Below are 21,255 nucleotides of genomic sequence, written 5' to 3'. Positions count from 1 at the left end.
TCTTGTCGGAATGGGAATTTTAAGATTTTGGAGATATTGCATGGAAAAAACAGGAGAGAGTCAACTTCTTTGTTATCAGTCTTTCTGTACCGTATGGGTGCTGTATGCATCGTACAGTGTCGCTTTATGTGTAATACAGCAATGCTGTATGTGTGGTATAGTACCGTTGTATCTATAGTGCGGTGTGTGGCATTATAAGTGTGGTCGTGTTGTGCCAAGTAAATGGGAAAGCCGAGTTGAAAACTGCACATGCGCGCAAATTCATGCAATCGTTTGCATTTCCTGCCCTTTATATTTAGTACATTCCCTAGTATTTATTAAATTAATAAATCATATTTTTGCTGCGTCATGCTGCATCATGCTGTGTGTGATATGTATGCTTGAAAGACATTGGCAGGCTGGATACGAAAACTATTTTTCGAATAATATATATAATTAATATTGTTAACTTTAATTTATTAAATGCATGAAGCAAGTTAATCTTGGAATCAGTCGAACGATTCTTACCCTAATCGTAGGGTTGTTCTTGTCTGTTGGCGTTTATGCACAGAATATCACTGTGAAGGGGCATGTGAAGGATGCTTTGGGTGGTGTGATAGGCGCAAATGTAGTGGAAAAAGGTAATTCGTCCAATGGTACGATTACGAATGCCGATGGTAATTTTACCTTGTCGGTTTCTAAAGGTGCTACATTGGTAATCTCTTTTATCGGTTATAAGACTCAGGAAGTGGCTGCTGCTCCTTCGGTAGTTGTGAATATGGAAGATGATTCCCAACTGTTGGATGCTGTTGTCGTAATTGGTTACGGTTCTGTAAAGAAGAGCGACCTGAGCGGTTCGGTTGTTGCTATTGAAGCGGAAGAACTGAATAGAGGTGCCGTTACTTCCCCGCAAGAACTTATACAGGGCAAAGTGCCGGGACTTGCCATTACTTCCGGTGATGGCGGTCCGGGTGCGGGTTCTACCATCCGTATCCGCAGCGGGGCTTCTTTGAATGCCAGCAACGATCCGTTGATTGTAATCGATGGTATCCCTACCTCTAATGATGCCGCTCCAGGAACCTCAAACGCGTTGTCTACTATTAACCCGAACGACATTGAGACATTCACCGTATTGAAAGATGCGTCAGCAACGGCGATTTACGGTTCTCGTGCATCCAATGGTGTAATTATCATTACTACCAAGAAAGGAAGCCAGGGAAAAGTAAAGGTGACTTATAGCAGTACTTATACGGTGAAAGACCCGTATAACCGACTGGATGTGATGAGTGGCGATGAATTCCGTAATGCTATTCTTGGTCAGTACGCAGAAGGAACTGCCGAAGGCAAAGCGGTAAGAGATATTCTGAATCAGTTTCCCGAACAGTCGACCGATTGGCAGGACGCCATTTACCAGGCAGGTTTAAGTACGGATCAGAACTTGGCGGTTGCCGGTAAGGCGGGTTTCTTGCCTTTCCGTGTCTCTTTCGGTTACAATAACGAGCGTGGTACGTTGAAAACTTCCAAGTATGAACGTTATACGGGAGCCGTCAACCTGAGCCCTAAGTTCTTCGACAATCATTTGAGTGTGGATGTCAATGTGAAGGGCACTATTAACAACAACCGTTTTGCCGATTCGGGTGCTGTGGGCGCTGCTGCTTATTACGATCCCACCAAACCGATTTATACAGATACAGAGTATGGATACAATGGCTATTATAACTGGACTTCCATTGTAGAAGGTGCTGCTTCTCCCAATACGCTGGCATCTGTCAATCCACTTTCATTGTTGTATAACGTAGATAATTCCGGTACTACGAAGCGTAGCTTGGGTAATATTCAGCTTGACTATAAGATACACGGTTTCGAAGATTTGCGTGCCAACCTGAACTTGGGTTACGATGTCGCCAAGACCACGGGTGACAACTATGTGGTTCCCGGTTCCTTCCAAGCTGCAAAAGACGGTGATTTTAAGAATATAGGTCAGGGTAGTTCCTGGAGCAATCTGCGTCGTAACCACGTGCTGGATTTCTATTTGAATTATGTGAAGGATATTGAGGCTATCCGGAGCCATATTGATGTGATGGCGGGTTATTCCTGGCAACATTTCTATTATAACAACTTCAGCCAAGGCAAATCCAATCCGATTGAAAAACTGGCGGTTGATAAGGAAGGCTGGACTTATGATGATAATGAAGGACGCTACTTGAGGGATGACAGCACACCGGCTCCTTATGAAAACTACTTGGTTTCTTTCTTTGGTCGTTTGAACTATAACTTGATGGACCGCTACTTGTTGACGGCTACTTTACGTCGCGACGGTTCTTCACGTTTCAGTAAGAATCATCGTTGGGGTATGTTCCCTTCCGTTGCATTGGCTTGGAGTTTGATTAACGAAAACTTTATGGAAAGCACAAGAGAGGTTCTTTCTAATTTGAAATTGCGTGTAGGTTATGGTATCACAGGTCAGCAGGAAATTGGCGATTATATGTATCTGACCAAATATGTGTTCAGCAACAACACGAATACACAGTATTTGGGAAGCTTTTTATTGAAACCGGACGGATATAGCCCCGACTTGAAGTGGGAGGAGACGACTACTTATAACGTAGGTATCGATTACGGTTTCCTGAACAATCGTATCAATGGTAGCATTGAGTATTACCAGAAACATACTAAAGACTTATTGAATACGGTCAGTGCACCCGCTGGAACGAACTTTACCAATCAGATTACTGCCAATGTGGGTACGATGAAGAACGAAGGTTTGGAGTTCAACATCAATGCCGTGGCTATCCGGACAAAAGACTTCAGCTGGGAATTGGGATATAATGTCACTTGGAACAAGAGCGAGATTACGAAACTGACCGTGAATTATAATCCCGAATACGAGGGTATCGCAGCTGCCAACGCTCCTTTCGGTACCGGGGTTGTATTGTCAAGACATCAGGTGGGGGCAACTCCTTATAATTTCTGGTTGTTCCAGCAGGTGTATGATGAGAATGGAAATGCCATTCAAGGTGCACTTGTAGACCGTAACAAGGATGGGCAAATCACTGATGCCGACCGTTACTTCACCAATAAGAACCCGTTGGCGGATTGCTACATGGGGCTGAGCTCGCAGTTTACTTACAAGAATTGGGATTTGGGCTTCAACTTGCGTGCGAGCATCGGTAATTATGCTTTCAATGCCAGCAATGCGGACAATGGAACTTTGAATAACTTCGGCAACCAGGGCTCTTTGTCCAACTATAACAAGGCTGCTATTGAATACACAAACGGCTTTAAGTTGACTAATGCTGTCGAGCATAAGTGCAGCGACATGTATCTGGAGAATGCCTCTTACATGAAGATGGATAATATTACCTTTGGATATACTTTCAAGAAATTCTTTACCGACAAGATTTCCGGACGTATCAGCGCTTCCGTGCAGAATGTGTTCACTGTCACCAAGTACTCGGGGCTTGATCCGGAAATTCCGGGTGTAAACGGCATAGACAACAACATCTGGCCGCGTCCGAGAACATATACTTTAGGTCTTAATCTTAACTTTTAAAAATTGATTCTTATGAAAATGAAATATATAACCGCTTCATTATTGTCGACAGCCCTGTTGTCGCTCACAGGTTGTGTAGGCGATTTGGATGTATTTCCGTTGGATGAAAAAGTGGTGGCATCGGATAAAGCGTACAGCGATGCTGAAAGTTATACCAAAGCTTTGAATAAAATATACTCCGTGTGGGCTCTCTCTGGACAGGATGGTGCCAATTCTTCCGATATCAGTGGGCTGGACCCCGGTAACACCGTGCTTCTCCGTTGTTGGTGGACACTTCAGGAGAACACTACCGATGAGGCTAAATGTGCATGGCCTGATTCTTGGGTGGCTTCCATTAACGGGCTTACTTGGGGAACGGCACAGGTGGAATCTATCGAAGGCGCTTATCAACGTAGCATGTATGTGGTGGCATTGGTGAACGACTTCATGAAGAATGTAGGCAACGCTCCTGCCGAAATCAATAAAGAAGAGTATGCCGCCGAAGCACGCTTTTGCCGTGCATTAGCTTATTATGCCTTGATGGATTTGTTTGGAAGACCTCCTTTTATCACAGAAAACAATTATGCGTTGGCACCATCGCAGTTGTCTCGTGAAGAGTTGTTTGACTGGATAGAAGGCGAACTTTTGGAGTTAAGAGGACAGCTTCCTGCCAAATACAAACAATACGGTAGAGCCGACCAAGCCGCTGTTGACGCATTGTTGGCACGTATGTATCTGAATGCCGAAACCTATACGGGTGATGCACGCTATACCGATTGCGTAGAACGTTGTAAGAATGTGATTGCTGGCGGATATCAGTTGGCAGACAATTATGCGGAACTTTTCATGGCTGATAACGGTGAGAATGCAAATGCGGTAAAAGAAATTATTTTCCCGATTATGGCAGATGGCAATACCACTCAGTCTTATGGTATCGGTGCCATTATTTTGGGTTCCCGCTCCAGTAGTGAATCAAGTCCTGAAACTTATGGATGCAGTAGCGGTTGGGATGGCTTCCGTTCTACAGGTAATCTGGTGAGAAATTTTGAATTCCCCAATGATGATGAAAGCACTTGGACAGCGGATAATATTTTAGACAAACGTGGTATCTTCTATGATGCAAACCGTTCTTTGGACATTACGACTAAAGCTTCCGGCACATTTACTTCTGAAGGTTGGGCAGTATATAAATATACCAATAAGAATAGCGACGGCACGAATGGAAAGAATGTCACTTTCCCTGACACGGATTTCCCGATGTTCCGTTTGGCGGACATCTACCTGATGTATGCCGAAGCTGTGGCTCGTGGTGGCGAGGGTGGCAGCCTGGATATTGCAGTTGGCTATATCAATGAATTGCGCGACCGTGGCTATGGCGATGAAAATCACCGTATCGATGCAAACTGGTTGACAGCCGATGCTGCCGTGTCGGGAGGAAATACGCGGGTGAAGTATGGAAATATCCTGAACGAACGTGCCCGTGAGTTATACTGGGAAGGTACTCGCCGTATGGATTTGATTCGTTTCGGATTGTTCACTTCCGGCTCTTATGTCTGGGCTGAAAAGGGCGGCATCATCACCGGTGTAGGTGTAGATGATAAATATCGTTTGTTCCCGATTCCGCAAACTGATATGAGTGTGAACGGAAACCTGACTCAGAACACGGGTTATTAATTAAAAAAGCATAGACAATTATGAAAAAAGTATTTAGCTATATATCTGCTTTAAGTTTGGCATTGGCGTTCAATGCTTGCGAAAGCAATTTGGATACGGTGACATACGATGCAAGTTTGGCAAAGCCGGCTGTATTCACTGCACTGGATGCATCCTATGAGTTGGATGCACAGAAATCGGAAGAAGTGGTTTTTACCTTGAAGTGGACTGAGCCGGATATGGGTTATCAGGCTGCGGTGACCAACAATGTTGAACTGGACATTGCCGGGAACGATTTTGCCCAAAAGAGGGTCGTGGCTTCTGTCGGCAAGGGGGGAGAATATGCGCTTACTCACAATGATTTGAACAATTTGTTGCTGGGACTGTTGGAAGATGCCGGAATGGGAGTGGATCCCGTTGATGTTGAACTCCGTATCTCTTCTTCTATCTCGGAAGCTGTGAAGCCTGTTTATTCGAATACGATTTCTACCAATATCACTCCGTTCGTGGGTGAACGCGAATATCCGAAGATTTGGATTGTCGGTGATTATTGCGGTTGGAATCATGGCAACAGCCAGTTTATCTATTCTGCCAATGAGGATGACAGTTATGCCGGTATGGTTTACTTTGACGGCAAGGCTCAGAATGGATGGAAACTGACACCGCAAGGTCAATGGGGAGCAGAATGGGCGGCTCTTAAGGATGCGATAGAACCGGAAGCTACTACGGCCACTCTTGTTACTTCCGGGGGGGGTAATATTGAAGCTTATTCACATACAAGTTACTACTTTGAATTTGATAAATCTACTGCTGTCCTGAAAGTATCCAAGGCTCATGATTCCTGGGGAGTAGTCGGCGTACACAACGCTTGGGGAAATACTCCCGATGTCAAAATGACCCTGGGTACGGAAGTCAAGTTCGGTACAACTCAGTACTTCTTGGAAGCTACGCTTGATTTGAAGGCAAATGAGGGTTGGAAAATCCGTCCGGATGGAACTTGGAGTGATGATGTAGGTCCCGGTGCAGTTGATACGACTGTGGAAGGCAAGGATGGTAATTTTATCGTTCCGGAAGATGGTAATTACACTATCAAGTGGTACTTTAACAAGGTGAAGCAACAACTTGTAGTTACTAAAAACTAAAATTTGACCAATAGGTGAGGATGTATCGAAACCATAAATGGTTTACATAATCACACTTTTCAGACGCTGATGACACAGGTAGCGCAGATAAATCAAAAAAAAGAATCCGCGTTATCCGTGTCATCTGCGTTTAGAAGATAGTGCATAAGTTGTTTTGAAGTGTACCCTCATTGCCTGTTGAAATTTATATTATTAAGTGAATATTGAAAATTAATAATCAATACTTATGAAAAACTCTTTTTATTCAACTCTTTTCATCTTTTTATTGGTGTTTTCGTCTTGCGGTGATGAGTTTGTTGATAAGAACATGCCGAACTTTCCGCCTAAGGAAGATACGGATAAGCCGGCAGAACTGGTCGATGGTTTTAATTATTCGGTTGAGGTGCTCAATGCCGACCTGCCTTTGACCATTACGTATAAAGCGGGAACTTCTTCTCCTCTGAACGGGTATGAAGGTGATGTCTATCTGCATACGGGTGTTATTGTGGAAGGCGTTTGGCAATTTGTTCCTGCCGATTGGAATCAGAATCTTGAAAAATGCAAATTTACTAAAAAGGCAACCGGTATTTGGAGCATTACTTTATCACCCTCTATCCGCGAGTGGTATGGTTCCGGTACGACTCCTGTTGAAAAGTTAGGGATGATAGTACGTAGCTCGGAAGGTGATAAACAGACGCCTGATACATTTATTGCTGTAGAAGATAATCAATACACCGGTTTTATTCCCGGTGAGATAAAGAATCAGGCAATGCCTGCCGGTGTTCGGCACGGCATCAACATCGTTGACAACTCTACTGTGACATTGGTAATGTATGATAAAGACGTGAATGGAAATCATAAAGATTACGCATATGTAGTGGGTGACTTCAACGGCTGGAGACTGAGCAACACTGAAGAATCTCAGATGTATCGCGATGAAGAAGCGGGTTGTTGGTGGATTACGCTTGATAATCTGGATGCGGATAAAGAATATGCTTTCCAGTATTATGTGGGTACTGCCGCTGAAGGCTCTATGCGGCTGGCGGATGCCTATTGCGAAAAGATACTTGACAAGGAGATGGACAAGTATATTCCGGCTTCTACGTATCCCGAAAATGAACGTGTGTATCCCGAAGGCGGAATCGGCATAGTATCTGTATTCAAGATTCGTAAAGATAACTTCGCATGGACTCCTTTTGAGGTAAAAGATGCCGGTAATTTGATTATTTACGAGATGCTATTCCGTGACTTTACCGAATCGGGAGATATCAATGGTGCTATGGCTAAGCTGGACTATCTGAAAGATTTGGGCGTGACCGCTATAGAGTTGATGCCCGTACAGGAGTTTGATGGGAATGATAGTTGGGGATATAATCCGTGCTTCTATTTTGCTATGGATAAAGCGTATGGTACGAAGAAGATGTACAAGGAATTCATTGATGCTTGTCATCAGCGGGGTATGGCTGTGATTTTGGACGTGGTTTATAACCATGCCACAGGCAATCATCCGTTTGCCAAGCTTTATTGGGACGGGACTGCCAACAAAACTGCCTCCAATAATCCGTGGTTTAATGTCGATGCCCCTCATCCTTTCAGTGTGTTTCATGACTTCAATCATAATTCTCCGCTGGTACGCGAATTTGTGAAACGCAGTCTGAAGTTTATGCTGGAAGAGTATCATGTGGACGGTTTTCGTTTTGATTTGACGAAAGGATTTACGCAAACACGTAGCGATGAATCTTCGGCAAGTAATTATGATGCCGACCGTGTGGCTGTTTTGAAAGACTACAATGATGCCATCCTTCAGGTTAAGCCCAATGCCGTTGTCATATTGGAGCACTTCTGCGATTCGGAAAATCTGGATTTGACTGCTGCCGGCATGCACGTCTGGCGTAATTTGAATCACGCTTTTTGTCAGTCCGGTATGGGATGGCAGGAAGGTAGCGGCTTCTCCGGGCTATATGCCAATGGCGATAATGTGGCGTTTGGCGGATATGTAGGCTACATGGAAAGCCATGACGAACAGCGTGTGGGTTATAAGATGAAGGCTTATGGCAATGGCGATATTAAAGAAAATATGAATACCTTTATGAGTAGCTTGGTTGCTAATGCTGCTTTTTGTTTCACAGTTCCCGGACCGAAAATGGTATGGCAATTTGGCGAGATGGGGTATGACGTATCTATCAATTATCCTAAAGGAGAAGATGATGATAGCCAGAAGACAAGCAGAAAGCCCCTTCACTGGGAGTATGAGACAGAACGTGCCACGTTGGTGGACAGTTACCGAAAACTGATTGCTATGCGTACGTCCAATCCCGAATTATTTGTGGAAAATGCTGCTTTCTCTTGGGAAGCGGATGCCGGTAATTGGGATAATGGGCGTTATCTGACAATTTCAACTACCACGAAACATTTGGTAGTGACCGGTAACTTTACACCTGAGGCAAAAGAATATACGGTTGATTTTCCTGTTGCAGGCAAATGGTATAACTATCTTACAGGTGATGAGGTGGAGATAAATGGCAGTACTCGGAAAATGAAAGTGCCTGCCCATACGGCTTTGGTATTCACTACTTTCAAATAAGAGACATGTCCTTAATATACAAAAGACTGTAAAACTATACTGGATTCATTCATATATCTTAATCAGCATCCGATTCAGCCATTCCCAACGAAAACGGAACCAGCGTCGGGTGCTGATTTGTTTTCCGCCGAACCGGAGTACAAAATCTCGGTAGCCGTGTTTGCGGAACGGGAGTCCGACATCCATAAATTCCAGATGACGGTATCCGCGCTCTTTGGCATCGCGTAATGCCTGCCATACGGCAAGGATACCGGGATATTGCAAGGCGTATGTCTTGCGCATGCCGCCCGAAAACCACAGGTATGCATTGTCGTCGGAGTAGATGCAGGCGCTTCCGCCGATAACCTTGTCTTTGTAGGTTACAATGAAAATACGGCTTTTCCGATTTTGCGTCATCAGCCTTTCCAACTGTAGAAAAAAGTCCATACTGGGGAAATGGCGTCGTATTTTCGCGGAGTAGTTGTGATGAAGCATTTTGGCAAAAGCGCGGATTTCTTCCGGGGTATGTGCCTCTTTTACGTGGGCACCGTTTCTTAATCCTTTCTTGATTTGGCGGATGCGCGAGGGGCTGAAACGGATTTCCGCCCGTTCCACGTTGTGTAGCGAATTACGCACACGCAACCAGTTGATGGCAAAGTAACGGTTCTTGCGGAATACTTTGTAACCGGACAGTGAATTGTCCAGGTTGCGGAATTCGATAAGAAACGCTTCGCGTAATGCTTCGTCTGTGAGACGTTGCAGCATATCGCCGAAAACGCTCTCCTTGTCAATGGTTTCGTCAAAATATTCTCCCATACCGTATACTTCGCACCGTTTGATGATGGATGGGGGGAATATGCGTACGCTTTTACGTATGGCGGCAAGCAGTTTGGCAACGACCGTTCCGCCTTCCGATGCCACAATAAGCAAAGGGGTATATCCCGGAGTCGCTTCGTAGATACGAAACAGTTCCGTAGAGTGGAATGTGTTGGTGCCCGGCAGTTCGGGCACTTGGCTCCCTCGGTAGTATGTAGTCAGTTTCAAGGGCATTGCTGCAAATTTAAAAAAATAATCTTGTATCTTTGCCGCATTTAACGACAAAGTATTCATTTCTAAACGATATACATGTATGGAAAGTTTTAGCGAATTGATAAAAGCCCGTCGTAGCATGCGGAAGTTTACGGAAGAGGAATTGACGCAGGAACAGGTGGTTACGTTGATGAAAGCCGCCTTGATGTCGCCTACTTCCAAGCGTAGCAACGCGTGGCAGTTTATCGTGGTGGATGACAGGGAAACATTGAAAAAACTATCTTTCTGTAAAGAGCAGGCTTCGCAGTTCATCGCGGAAGCCGCATTGGCGGTGGTGGTGACAGCCGACCCGTTGGCAAGCGATGTCTGGATAGAAGATGCTTCCATCGCTTCCATTTACCTGCAACTTCAGGCTGAGGATATGGGTTTGGGAAGTTGTTGGGTACAGCTTCGCGAACGTTTCACTGCATCCGGCATGTCTTCCGGCGAATATGTGCACGATGTACTCGACATACCTTTGCAGTTGCAGGCACTCAGCATCATTGCCATAGGTCATAAAGGAATGGAACGCAAACCTTTCAATGAAGACAACCTGCAATGGGAAAAGATTCACCTTAATAAATATGGAGGGAAATAACGGTGAGCGCGGCAAAAGCAAATAATAACAAGGACACATACAAGGCTACGGCTGTCACGCTGATTGTGTTCGGCGTGCTTTATCTGATAGACAAACTGTTGCATTTTTCTGCATTGGGGTTGCCGTGGGTGATGAACCGGGATAATTTTCTGCTTTATACGGCAATCATATTCCTGATGTTCAAACACGACAAGTCGGTGGGGCTGGTGCTGATAGGCTTGTGGCTTGTATTGAATTTCGGATTGATAACCGCCCTGCTTGGCACAATTTCCGCCTATTTGTTGCCGGTGGCGTTATTGATTGTAGGCGGTATTCTATATTTGGTATCTACAAGATAAGATGAAGAGAAGCATAGAAGATACATCGATTGTATTTATCGGAGCCGGTAACCTGGCTACGAATCTTGCAAAGGCACTTTACTGTAAAGGATTCCGTATCGTGCAGATATACAGCCGGACGGAAGAGTCGGCACGTGCATTGGCACAGGCAGTGGAAGCCGCTTATACCACTGACTTGTCGTCCGTGGCGGTTGATGCGCAACTTTATATCGTTGCCTTGAAAGATGCGGCTTTCGTGCAGTTGCTGCCCGAGATAGTTGCCGGAAAAGAGAATGCCCTGTGGGTGCATACTGCCGGCAGTATCCCGATGGGCATTTGGGAGGGTAGGGTAAACCGATACGGTGTGTTCTATCCCATGCAGACATTCAGCAAGCGGCGTGTTGTGGATTTCCGGCAGATACCTGTTTTTGTGGAAAGCAATTCGGCGGAAGATGCCCGGATGCTGAAAGACATCGCTTCCGTGTTGTCCGGGAAAGTCTACGAGGCTACATCCGAACAGCGCAAGAGTCTGCATTTGGCGGCGGTGTTCACTTGCAATTTCACCAACCACATGTATGCCCTTGCTGCCGAACTGTTGAAGAAATACCGGCTGCCCTTTGAGGTGATGTTGCCTCTGATAGACGAGACTGCCCGCAAGGTACATGAACTCGAACCGCGTCTTGCGCAGACGGGACCGGCAGTGCGATACGATGAAAATGTCATCAATAACCATTTGCGGATGCTTTCCGATGAACCGCGTATGCAGGAACTTTACCGGCTGATTAGTGAAAGCATACACCGGCAAAACAGTTGCCTTGAATAGATGTTGGAAATAAGTAAATAACGGCATGAGTACAATCAATTACGATTTAAACAAAATAAAAGCCCTTGCCTTTGATGTGGACGGTGTATTGAGTGCCAATGTTCTCCCGATGAACGCGGACGGTGAACCGCTGCGTACCGTTAACATCAAAGACGGCTACGCCCTGCATTTGGCTGCCAAATATGAAATTCCGTTGGCGATTATTACCGGCGGGCGTACGGAGGCGGTGCGCAAGCGTTTTCTTGCTTTGGGACTATTGGCGGAGAATATCTATATGGGGTCTTCCGTCAAGATACACGATTACCGCGACTTCCGCGACCGTTACGGTTTGCGTGACGAAGAAATACTGTATGTAGGCGATGACATTCCCGACATCGAAGTGATGCGCACTTGCGGTTTGCCTTGCTGTCCGCGTGATGCTGCCCCCGAGGTAAAAGCCGTGGCGCGTTATATATCCCACAAGGATGGGGGATGTGGTTGCGGACGTGATATCGTGGAGCAGTTTCTTAAGGTAAAAGGTCTTTGGATGGCAGATGAGAAAGCCTTCGGTTGGTAATCCCCTTACCGGTGGTTGATAACCTTTGTCTGTTGGTCTTTCTCCTTGTCTGTTGATAATACATAATTCAAAATTCATAATTTAAAATTCACAATCCACAATGCTGGACAACCTCAACAAATACAAAGTCATTCTTGCGTCCAATTCTCCCCGGCGCAAGGAGTTGCTGGCAGGACTTGGCGTAGACTACGAAGTGCGCACTCTGCCGGATGTGGACGAGTCATATCCCGACACATTGCAGGGAGCCGATATACCTCTTTATATAGCGAAAGAAAAAGCGGATGCTTATCGTAACATGTTGCAACCGGGCGAACTGATGATAACTGCCGACACCATTGTCTGGTTGGATGGACGGGTGCTTGGCAAACCAAAGGACAGGGAAGATGCACTATGTATGCTACGGGATATGTCCGGTCGTATCCATGAAGTTTTTACCGGTGTATGTATCACTACGACAGAATGGCAGCGGAGCTTTGCAGCCCGGACGGAAGTGTGTTTTTCCAACCTGAGCGAAGAAGAGATTACTTACTATGTAGACAAATTCCGACCTATGGACAAAGCCGGTGCGTATGGTGTGCAGGAGTGGATTGGATTTATCGGGGTGGAGAATATCTCGGGCAGCTATTATAACATCATGGGATTGCCGGTGCAACGGCTTTATAAGGAGCTTGTTAAAGTAAAATAGTAGAACTTTCGGGGCTTTCCTTGTCTGTGTTTTACATTTTATGCCTATGAGAATGTCCGTTTCCTTTGGGAAAAACTCTTGTTTCCTTAGGAAGGAATCTTTTGTCTTCCTTAAAGGAAACGAGAATCCTTTTTAAGGAAGAGGGGCGAAATAACTTATGCTCTGTCTTTTAGATGCGGATGATACGGACAATGTGGTGTTTCTCTGATTTATCTGTGTTATCCGTGCCATCAGCATCTGTAAAGAGTGATTATGTAGACCGTTCATGATTTCGTCCCCTCTTCTTTTCTTTATGGAAAACAGGCAGTTCGCCGGGTCAGACCAGGTCCCTGATTAACGGGATATCTTTTTCATCGATACCCAGTCTGATGAGTGTCTCCTTGTCTTTATCGAACATTTCAAGAAATGTGATCCTGCTTCCGCTTTCTGCGGCTGCTTTTCCATATAGTCCGGCTGCCTTTTCCATCTTTCCCAAACGCAAGGCTACGTGTCCGGCATTCAGATAATCTGTGGTAATAGGTTTCAAGGCAAGCACCTTATTGTAATATCGCATGGCCTGTTCGAACTTTCCGCTGACGAACGAGCACCAACCTATAGCGCGCCATGCCTTGATACAATCGTTCTCCATGAAATCCAGTTTGAAGAAATATTGCAAGGCTTCCTCATAGCGTTCCTGTTCTGCCAGGCAACTGCCGATGAAGAAGATGATATTTCTGTTTTCCGGTTGTATGGTTTCTACTTTCTTGTAATACTCCAGTGCTGCTGCAAAGTCGCGCTGTTGGCGGTGACAAGTGGCAAGGTGGCGGATGGTCCACACATGGTCGGGCTTCAGCACATCCGCTTTCCGATAGGCATCGATGGCTTCTTTGTAGCGTTTCTCCTTTTGCAGGCAATACCCGGCTTTCTGGAAGATGTCGGCATCGGCATGATTCATGGCTATTACTTCCTGATAGACGGACAATGCTTCTGCCGGATGTTCTTTCCGGAAGTGAAAATCGGCTGTGGCAACCAGTAATTCCGGTTTGCACAGCATTTCTTTCAGTGCCGGGATGCGGTGTAGGGCTATTTCTTCCTTGAAGATATCACGGAACTCGTGCCGGCGTTGGCTTAACTTGAAGAAGCGGTACAGGTCGTGGATGTATTGGTTGCTGATGACGTCCGGACGCCGTGCATACTGCTGTAGGCCGGAAGACTTGCTTGCTTCCATCAGTTCGTTCAAATCCTGCGATGTCATTTGGCTCAGCATCATGTCACGTTGCGCTTGCGCGATGTGTGCCATTGTAAAACACAGGGAATACTTGTCGCTGTTGCAGAAGAACCCCGATTGCAGTATTAGCGACAGGATGGTGTTCTCTTCCGTAGGCTTCAGTCCGAACTCCCGTATGATACTGGAATGCTGCATATCGAACGGGTAGAACCAGTTATGAGGATCTTGAAAGAACGGATAATTCTTGAGTTGGGCAAACGTGCTCATATACACATCGGCTCCTTCCAATTGCAGTTCGTTCATTTCGCGTATCCTGTTTCCCAAGCCGGACTCTTCAAATGCTTTCTCCCAATCCGGATTACGGTCGTCTTCGTCAATGCTCTCTTCGAAGCCGTACTTCATGTTACGCATGATGGTAGCGTTTTTCATCATTTCCGGGATGATTTCTTCGCGCATTTTCTTGTCTATTTTCTCTGTTTCCCGGCTACGTAATAACTGGACATAAACCCGGTTCAGTTGCTTGCCGAAACTGCCGTCCTCGTTCAGGAGAGACATCTTTGCCGTCAGTTCGGGATATAATTCCGGACGGTTGGAGTGTATGTGCAGTACAATGGCGATAATCACCAGGGCACGCTGGTTCACTTGTGTGTCGGCATGCGTTGCGGCATCCAACAGCCAGGAAAACTTACGCGGGTCGAAACACTCCATCAGGCTGAGCAGAATGGCTCCGGCAAACAGGCATAGGTCAGTTACAGGTAGCAACTCGGATTCCAGATACATCCGGGCTTCCTGTTCTTCTTCCGCTGTCCATCCACTGTTGCCCCATGTGGTAAGGAACAGGTATTGGGCAGTCTCTTCGTGCCGTTGCAGGGCACCGTCCAGGCTTTGCTTATTGTCCGGCATGAGCCGGCACACTGCCATATCATCGGGAAAGGATTCCAAGACTTTCAGCCAGGAAGCCATGCCGTAGCCTGCCACCATGCTCTTTTTGTTCTTATGCAGGGCGTGGTAATAATGGGTGGAAACTTCATCAAGCAGGCAGATGCGTGCCTGTTCGGCAATTTCCCAGGTTTCTGCCAGGAGTTGCAGATAGAGTTTGTGCCGTTCCGGGTCGTTCACGCCTTGACGCATGTATTGCAACATATATTGATAGGACGTCTTCACTTGTTCCAGGCGGTTGCGGAGTGTCCAGTCGTTGCAGTTCCATAAAAAGGCTTCCAGTTGCGTCTGGGCTTCCGTCAGGCGTTTTTGTTCCAGCAGACTGACTATATGTCGATATTGCTCTTGTACGGCTTGCTCGTTCATAAGATTGTATTCATTAATGATTATATGTCACAAAGGTACAAAAAGAGTACCAAAAGGGTTTCACCGATATCTTGAATTTCCTGCGTTCGTCTCAGGTTTTTTGGCTTTCTTAATGAAGCAAAGCATCAGAAACGTACTTGTACCTGTGCCTGTAACAAATTGGAACTTTCCCCCTTATGAGGATCACAATAAGTATATTGTGCCTGCAAGCGGCATTTGGGATAGAACCACCATTGCACACCTGCCACATAGTTACTCTGTTTGTAATCCTGTGCTTTGTCCTTGTTGAGATAGTCATACGATGCTATGATGTCGAACTTCGGAAGTACATGCACGGATGCGGTAGCGTAATATCCGTCGCTCTTTATATGTCCGTCCTTGCCTGCAAGGTATTCAGTGCGCAGGCTGAGGGGTTTTGTCTTGACCGTAGCGCCTGCCGACCAGCGATTGCGTGTATAGTTGTCGCCCACGGCTATCTCCTGATTGATAGAAGATGCGGCTACGGCACATCCTTTGCCTTTGACGAACGAGCCGCCCACCGACAGCCAGTCGAGCGGATGGAACATCATCCCGCCTACTATGTCTTTCTGGTGGTTTTTGTCTTTTTGGTTGATGCCTTGTCCGTTCATGACGGCAAGGTTATAACTCAGTTTCTTTTTGAAAAGGTCACCGTAAATAAGCAGTCCCATGTCACGGCCGCTGTTCGAACCGTATAACGGGTCGCTTCCGTTGATGCCTGCCAGGTAGTTGACTGCCTGCGAATAGCAGTTTATCAGTTCCACATAGCAAGGAGATATCGGGTTTTCGATGGTGTACATCGTCTTGAACTGCCCGAGTCGGACAGTGAGCTGGGGCATGAATTTATATTCCGTATAGGCTTCCAGTATCTTTCCGGTATTGGCAAAGCTATACATGAAGTAGCACGACCATTTATCGGTAATCTTGCCGCGCGCCATGAGTATCGCCCGTTTGATGTCGAAGGTGTTAACGGCTTTTTCGCCGGCATCGTCATAGGTGTATCCCACTTGGGCATAACCTTCCAGCGTGATGCGTTCTTTCAGGGTGTTTACCACATTCTTCAGGTGTGTATCTTGGGCTTTCAGTACATATATGGAGAGAAAAAGAATGCAGGATAGTAGAATTCGTTTCATGTGTGTCGGATAGATGATTAAAAAAAAAGCAACCCTTTTTTCAAAGAGCTGCTTTTTGTATAAATAAGGATTGTTTTATTCGTTGATAGCAGCGATACCCGGAAGAACTTTTCCTTCGATTGCTTCGAGCAATGCACCGCCACCAGTAGAAACGTAAGATACGCCGTTTGCCAAGCCGAACTTGTTGACGCAAGCTACAGAGTCGCCACCGCCTACGAGTGAGAATGCACCGTTCTTGGTTGCTTCTACGATAGCTTCACCTACCGAACGTGAACCGTGGCTGAAGTTGTCGAATTCGAATACGCCCGTAGGACCGTTCCAAAGGATGGTCTTGGAGTTCTTGATGACTTCGGCAAACATCTTTTCTGTATCGGGACCTATGTCCAGACCTTCCCAGTTGTCGGGAATTTCGTTCACCTTGCAGAATTGTGTGTTGGCATCGTTAGAGAAAGAGTCGGCAATCTTGGCATCTACCGCCAATACAAGGTTCACGCCTTTTTCTTTTGCCTTCTTCAACAGGTCGAGAGCCAGGTCCAGCTTGTCGTCTTCGCAGATGGAGAGACCGATTTTACCACCTTGGGCTTTGGTGAACGTATAAGTCATACCGCCTGTGATAATCAGGTTGTCCACCTTGTTCAGCAGGTTTTCGATGATTTCGATTTTAGAAGAAACCTTAGAACCACCCATGATGGCAGTGAACGGACGTTGGATGTCATTCAACACCTTGTCTACGGCTTTCACTTCTTTCTCCATCAGGTAGCCGAACATCTTGTTGTCTTTGTCAAAGTATTTAGCAATCAATGCCGTAGAAGCGTGTGCGCGGTGAGCGGTACCGAATGCGTCGTTCACGTAGCAGTCTGCATAAGAAGCCAGTTTCTTGGTAAATTCTTTCTGGCTCTCCTTCACGGCAGCTTTGGCAGCTTTCTTTTCTTCGTCTGTAGCGTCTTCTGCCAGACCGCGCGGTTTGCCTTCTTCCTCGGCATAGAAACGGAGGTTTTCGAGCAACAGCACTTCACCCGGTTGCAGAGCGGCAGCCTTCACGGCAGCTTCTTCGCCCATGCAGTCGTTGGCAAACTGTACCTCAACACCCAGCAGTTCCGACAGATGCTTAAGGATGTGTTTCAGCGAGAACTTGTCGGTTGCACCTTTCGGACGACCCAGGTGGGAACCGATGATGATACTGCCGCCGTCAGCCAAAATCTTCTTCAATGTAGGAAGAGCGGCACGCATACGGGTATCGTCTGTAATGTTGAAGTTTTCGTCCAAGGGCACGTTGAAGTCCACGCGAACGAATGCCTTTTTTCCGGCAAAGTTGAATTGGTCAATTGTCATAATATTCTGTTTTTATTTAAAAGTGTTACTATTTTCTTTTTGTGACGGCAAAGTTACTATTTATTTCTTTTTTCCGCTATGAAATAATTATTTATTCTTGTCCTTCGCCGCTCTCTTTGCTCACTTTATACTTCCGGCAATAAAATTTGCACATCAATTGCAAACCGCAGTTGTCACATTGGGGTGCACGTGCCTGGCATACATACCGTCCGTGCAGGATGAGCCAGTGGTGGGCAATGGGGATGTCCGCTTCAGGGATGTGTTTTACCAGTTCTTTCTCTACGCTGAACGGGGTGGTACATTTGTCGGACACCAGCCCCAACCGGTGGCTTACGCGGAATACATGGGTATCTACCGCCATAGCGGCTTTGTTGAAAACAACCGATTGGATAACATTCGCCGTCTTGCGGCCTACGCCCGGAAGCTTCACCAGCTCTTCCAGCGTATCGGGCACTTGGCTGCCGAATTCCTTCACCAGCATTTGCGCCATGCCTACCAGATGTTTTGCCTTGTTGTTGGGGTAGGATACGCTGCGGATGTATTCGTATACCACTTCCGGCGTAGTGGCGGCAAGCGCTTCGGGGGTGGGGAAATCCCGGTAGAGGGCGGGAGTAACCATGTTTACCCGTTTGTCCGTGCATTGGGCGGAGAGGATGACCGCCACCAGCAGTTCGTACGGATTGCCGTAATGCAACTCGGTTTCCACTATGGGGCGGTTTTCCCTGAACCAGAAGAGTATTTTCTCGTAACGTTCTTTCTTTCTCATCGCAATTTGTTTTTATGATAATGGGGAGCTACCCTGCCGTTGAAGTAGAGCATGGAGACGATTGTCAGGCAGGCTCCGAACAGATATGCCTTGTCGAAGGAGCTGGCTTCCGCAATGTATCCGCCCGTCAGCATGCCGATGCCTATTCCCACATCCCACGAGGTCAGGTAGGTGGAGGTTGCCGTGCCCCGTTGGCTGTTGGGGGCGAGGTTGACGAACAGCGTGTTGTATGCCGGAAACATGATGCCGAAACCGATGCCCAACAGCAATGCCACGGCAAAGAAGATGGTGCTGCATGCCGCGCTGTTCCACCGGATGATATAGACGCATGCCGAGAGCAGGAAAAAACTGCATACCACGATGTACATGCCTGCCGAAATCACCTGTGTTATCTTCCCCCGGTCCACAACCTTGCCGGAGAAGATGCGCGAGATTGCCATGCCCGCCGCCATTAGCGTGAAGAAGAAGCCGGTAGTGGCATGTATGCCGATTGCTTTGGCATACATGGCCACATAGTTGGTGGTCATCCCGTAAGGAACGGACAACAAAAGCAGGCTGATGCCCGCAGGGATACCTTTCAGCAGGATAAAGCGGTCCAGCGATACTGGTTCGCGCCTGACGGGCGGCTTGTAGGGAGTCTTTACCAGCAAGGCACAGATAAATCCGGCAATGCACGAACCCAGCGAACAGCCGAAAATAGTGGTATAGCTCATACCCGCATCGTGCAGAAACAGCCCCGACATAGGTCCCACTGCCATCGCTATGTTGTTGGAGAGCCCGTAGTATCCCAGTCCTTCGCCACGCCTTGACGAGGGCATAATGTCAATAACCACCGTGTTGCCGCCCACCGTTACCATGCCGAACGACACGCCATGTATGATGCGGAACAGGATGAACAGCGCCAGCGACCCCGCAATGACATAGCCGGCAAACATCGCCATGAAGATGAAGTATGCCAGCAGATACAACGGTTTCCGTGCAAAACTGTCCAGCAGATAGCCGGAGAAGGGACGGATGCACAATGCGGCAACCGTATAGCAGGAGAGGATGATGCCGATAGCGGATTTTCCCGTGCCGAACACTTCGGTCAGATAGAAAGGCAATACGGGTATCAACAGCCAAAAGCCGAAGTACAGCAGAAAGTTGGCTGCGAGGATGAAACAATAACCGGGAGTTACGAGCCGCTCTTTCATGGGGAGTTAATGTTGATTGGGAATGGGGGAAGGAGTCGGAGGAGTTAAGACGATAACTCCTCCGACTCCTGAAAATCAATATGCCGCCTCGAATTCCTTCAGGAAACGTGTGTCGTTTTCGGAGAACAGGCGCAAGTCGTTTACGCGGTATTTCAGGTTGGCAATGCGCTCTATACCCATTCCTAAGGCATATCCGCTGTACACCTTGCTGTCGATGCCGTTCAGTTCCAATACGTTGGGGTCCACCATGCCGCAACCCAAGATTTCCACCCAACCCGTTCCTTTGCAGAAAGGACATCCCTTGCCGCCGCAGATGTTGCAGCTGATATCCATTTCGGCACTCGGTTCCGTAAACGGGAAGTATGAAGGACGCAGGCGGATTTTGGTGTCCTTGCCGAACATTTCCTGGGCAAAGAGCAATAACGCCTGCTTCAAATCGGTGAACGATACGTTGCGGTCTATGAACAGTGCTTCCACTTGGTGGAAGAATGCGTGCGCGCGGTAGCTGATGGCCTCGTTGCGATACACACGTCCCGGACAAAGCACCCTAATAGGTGGCTGGGTCGTCTCCATGATGCGGCTCTGTACGCTCGATGTATGCGTACGCAGGATGATGTTGTGCGATACGTTTTCGGCATTGTTTTCGATGAAGAACGTGTCCTGCATGTCGCGTGCCGGATGGTCTTCCGCAAAGTTCATGGCAGAGAACACGTGCCAGTCGTCCTCCACTTCCGGACCGTCGGCGATGTTAAATCCCATGCGGGCGAATATGTCGATGATTTCGTTCTTTACGATGCTGAGCGGATGGCGTGTTCCCAGTTTTACGGGATAAGCCGAACGTGTAAGGTCAAGGTCATCACAACCGTTGTCCTGGCTCTCGAATTGTTCTTTCAGGGCACTGATTTTGTCCTGCGCTTTGTTTTTCAGTTCATTCAGGCGCATGCCCACTTCCTTCTTCATGTCGGCAGGCACGTTGCGGAAGTCTGCCATCAGTTCGTTAATGGCTCCTTTCTTGCTGAGGTACTTGATGCGCAGCGCTTCCAGTTCCTCGGCGTTAGCGGCTTTCAGCGCTTCCACTTCTTGCAGAAGCTCGTTGATTTTAGCTATCATATCGTTGATGTTATTGATTTCTTAACTATATAAAACGGTGCAAAGATACAATTTTATCATTGTTCCGCTCTCAATCGCCGCATATTATTTTTAGTGGTCTTACGATTATCGCCCGTAGCGCACCACTTTTTCATTTGCAGGAGTTAAAGGGAGTTGGAAGGAGTTATCTCCTTTCGGGACAGGAGTCAAAAACCGGCAACTATACCGGGAGACACGACCGGAGAGACCGCGCAAACCGACAGGCGGAAGCGGACAAACGGAAACGGACCGGTGAAGAACAAACGGATAAGAACACG

At 47.0% G+C, this 21,255-nt stretch carries 16 protein-coding genes; 9 read left to right on the top strand and 7 right to left on the bottom strand.

Annotated features, from left to right (window positions below):
- The first annotated feature begins 466 nt into the window (after nucleotides 1-466).
- From QZ327_RS00080 to QZ327_RS00065, 4 genes are all read left to right on the top strand, one after another.
- Nucleotides 467-3,532 (top strand): TonB-dependent receptor, encoded by a 3,066-nt coding sequence (locus QZ327_RS00080; protein ID WP_294616095.1) that lies wholly within the window; start codon nucleotides 467-469, stop codon nucleotides 3,530-3,532.
- 12 nt (nucleotides 3,533-3,544) lie between these two features.
- Nucleotides 3,545-5,185: a RagB/SusD family nutrient uptake outer membrane protein gene (locus QZ327_RS00075; RefSeq protein WP_294616094.1), complete on the top strand. Its 1,641-nt coding sequence runs from the start codon at nucleotides 3,545-3,547 to the stop codon at nucleotides 5,183-5,185.
- A 20-nt stretch (nucleotides 5,186-5,205) separates the two neighbouring features.
- Nucleotides 5,206-6,306, top strand: a complete 1,101-nt coding sequence (locus tag QZ327_RS00070; protein WP_294616093.1) for a SusE domain-containing protein — start codon at nucleotides 5,206-5,208, stop codon at nucleotides 6,304-6,306.
- Between the two features lie 307 nt (nucleotides 6,307-6,613).
- On the top strand, nucleotides 6,614-8,869 hold the full coding sequence (locus QZ327_RS00065; RefSeq protein ID WP_294616309.1) for an alpha-amylase family glycosyl hydrolase: 2,256 nt from the start codon (nucleotides 6,614-6,616) through the stop codon (nucleotides 8,867-8,869).
- Nucleotides 8,870-8,914: 45 nt separating this feature from the next.
- On the opposite strand, the gene QZ327_RS00060 is transcribed toward QZ327_RS00065, so the two are convergent.
- A complete protein-coding gene (locus tag QZ327_RS00060) occupies nucleotides 8,915-9,898 on the bottom strand; it encodes a GNAT family N-acetyltransferase (protein ID WP_294616092.1) in 984 nt (327 codons plus the stop codon).
- 79 nt (nucleotides 9,899-9,977) lie between these two features.
- On the opposite strand from QZ327_RS00060, the gene QZ327_RS00055 reads away from it, so the two are divergent.
- The 5 genes from QZ327_RS00055 to QZ327_RS00035 all read left to right on the top strand — a co-directional run bounded on the left by QZ327_RS00055 (nucleotide 9,978) and on the right by QZ327_RS00035 (nucleotide 12,895).
- The gene (locus tag QZ327_RS00055) at nucleotides 9,978-10,514 is read left to right on the top strand and encodes a nitroreductase family protein (RefSeq protein ID WP_294616091.1); all 537 of its coding nucleotides are present in this window, start codon (nucleotides 9,978-9,980) and stop codon (nucleotides 10,512-10,514) included.
- Between the two features lie 2 nt (nucleotides 10,515-10,516).
- Complete coding sequence (locus tag QZ327_RS00050; protein ID WP_294616090.1) at nucleotides 10,517-10,852, top strand: hypothetical protein; 336 nt, start codon at nucleotides 10,517-10,519, stop codon at nucleotides 10,850-10,852.
- Nucleotide 10,853: 1 nt separating this feature from the next.
- Nucleotides 10,854-11,654, top strand: coding sequence for a Rossmann-like and DUF2520 domain-containing protein (locus QZ327_RS00045; RefSeq protein WP_294616089.1), 801 nt, complete (start codon nucleotides 10,854-10,856; stop codon nucleotides 11,652-11,654).
- Between the two features lie 25 nt (nucleotides 11,655-11,679).
- Nucleotides 11,680-12,210 carry an HAD family hydrolase gene (locus tag QZ327_RS00040; RefSeq protein ID WP_294616088.1) on the top strand — a complete coding sequence of 177 codons (531 nt, stop codon included), beginning with the start codon at nucleotides 11,680-11,682 and terminating at the stop codon, nucleotides 12,208-12,210.
- 100 nt (nucleotides 12,211-12,310) lie between these two features.
- Nucleotides 12,311-12,895, top strand: a complete 585-nt coding sequence (locus QZ327_RS00035) for a Maf-like protein (protein ID WP_294616087.1) — start codon at nucleotides 12,311-12,313, stop codon at nucleotides 12,893-12,895.
- Between the two features lie 316 nt (nucleotides 12,896-13,211).
- Here QZ327_RS00035 and QZ327_RS00030 read toward each other — a convergent pair whose 3' ends face one another.
- The 6 genes from QZ327_RS00030 to pheS form a co-directional block, all read right to left on the bottom strand.
- Nucleotides 13,212-15,407 (bottom strand): tetratricopeptide repeat protein, encoded by a 2,196-nt coding sequence (locus QZ327_RS00030; RefSeq protein WP_294616086.1) that lies wholly within the window; start codon nucleotides 15,405-15,407, stop codon nucleotides 13,212-13,214.
- 125 nt (nucleotides 15,408-15,532) lie between these two features.
- Complete coding sequence (locus QZ327_RS00025; RefSeq protein WP_294616085.1) at nucleotides 15,533-16,558, bottom strand: porin; 1,026 nt, start codon at nucleotides 16,556-16,558, stop codon at nucleotides 15,533-15,535.
- Between the two features lie 75 nt (nucleotides 16,559-16,633).
- Nucleotides 16,634-17,893, bottom strand: a complete 1,260-nt coding sequence (gene pgk / locus QZ327_RS00020; RefSeq protein WP_294616307.1) for a phosphoglycerate kinase — start codon at nucleotides 17,891-17,893, stop codon at nucleotides 16,634-16,636.
- Nucleotides 17,894-17,981: 88 nt separating this feature from the next.
- Nucleotides 17,982-18,656 carry an endonuclease III gene (gene nth, locus QZ327_RS00015; RefSeq protein WP_294616084.1) on the bottom strand — a complete coding sequence of 225 codons (675 nt, stop codon included), beginning with the start codon at nucleotides 18,654-18,656 and terminating at the stop codon, nucleotides 17,982-17,984.
- Entirely contained in the window at nucleotides 18,653-19,849 is a 1,197-nt protein-coding gene (locus QZ327_RS00010; RefSeq protein ID WP_294616083.1) for an MFS transporter, read from the bottom strand. The genes nth and QZ327_RS00010 overlap by 4 nt, the downstream gene beginning before the upstream one ends.
- A 75-nt stretch (nucleotides 19,850-19,924) precedes the next feature.
- The gene (gene pheS / locus QZ327_RS00005) at nucleotides 19,925-20,959 is read right to left on the bottom strand and encodes a phenylalanine--tRNA ligase subunit alpha (protein ID WP_294616082.1); all 1,035 of its coding nucleotides are present in this window, start codon (nucleotides 20,957-20,959) and stop codon (nucleotides 19,925-19,927) included.
- Between the last annotated feature and the right edge of the window lie 296 nt (nucleotides 20,960-21,255).

The organism is uncultured Bacteroides sp., from assembly GCF_910578895.1.
GTDB lineage: Bacteria > Bacteroidota > Bacteroidia > Bacteroidales > Bacteroidaceae > Bacteroides.
Note: the sequence above shows the minus strand (reverse complement) of the source record. Positions and strands in the feature narration are given on the sequence as shown.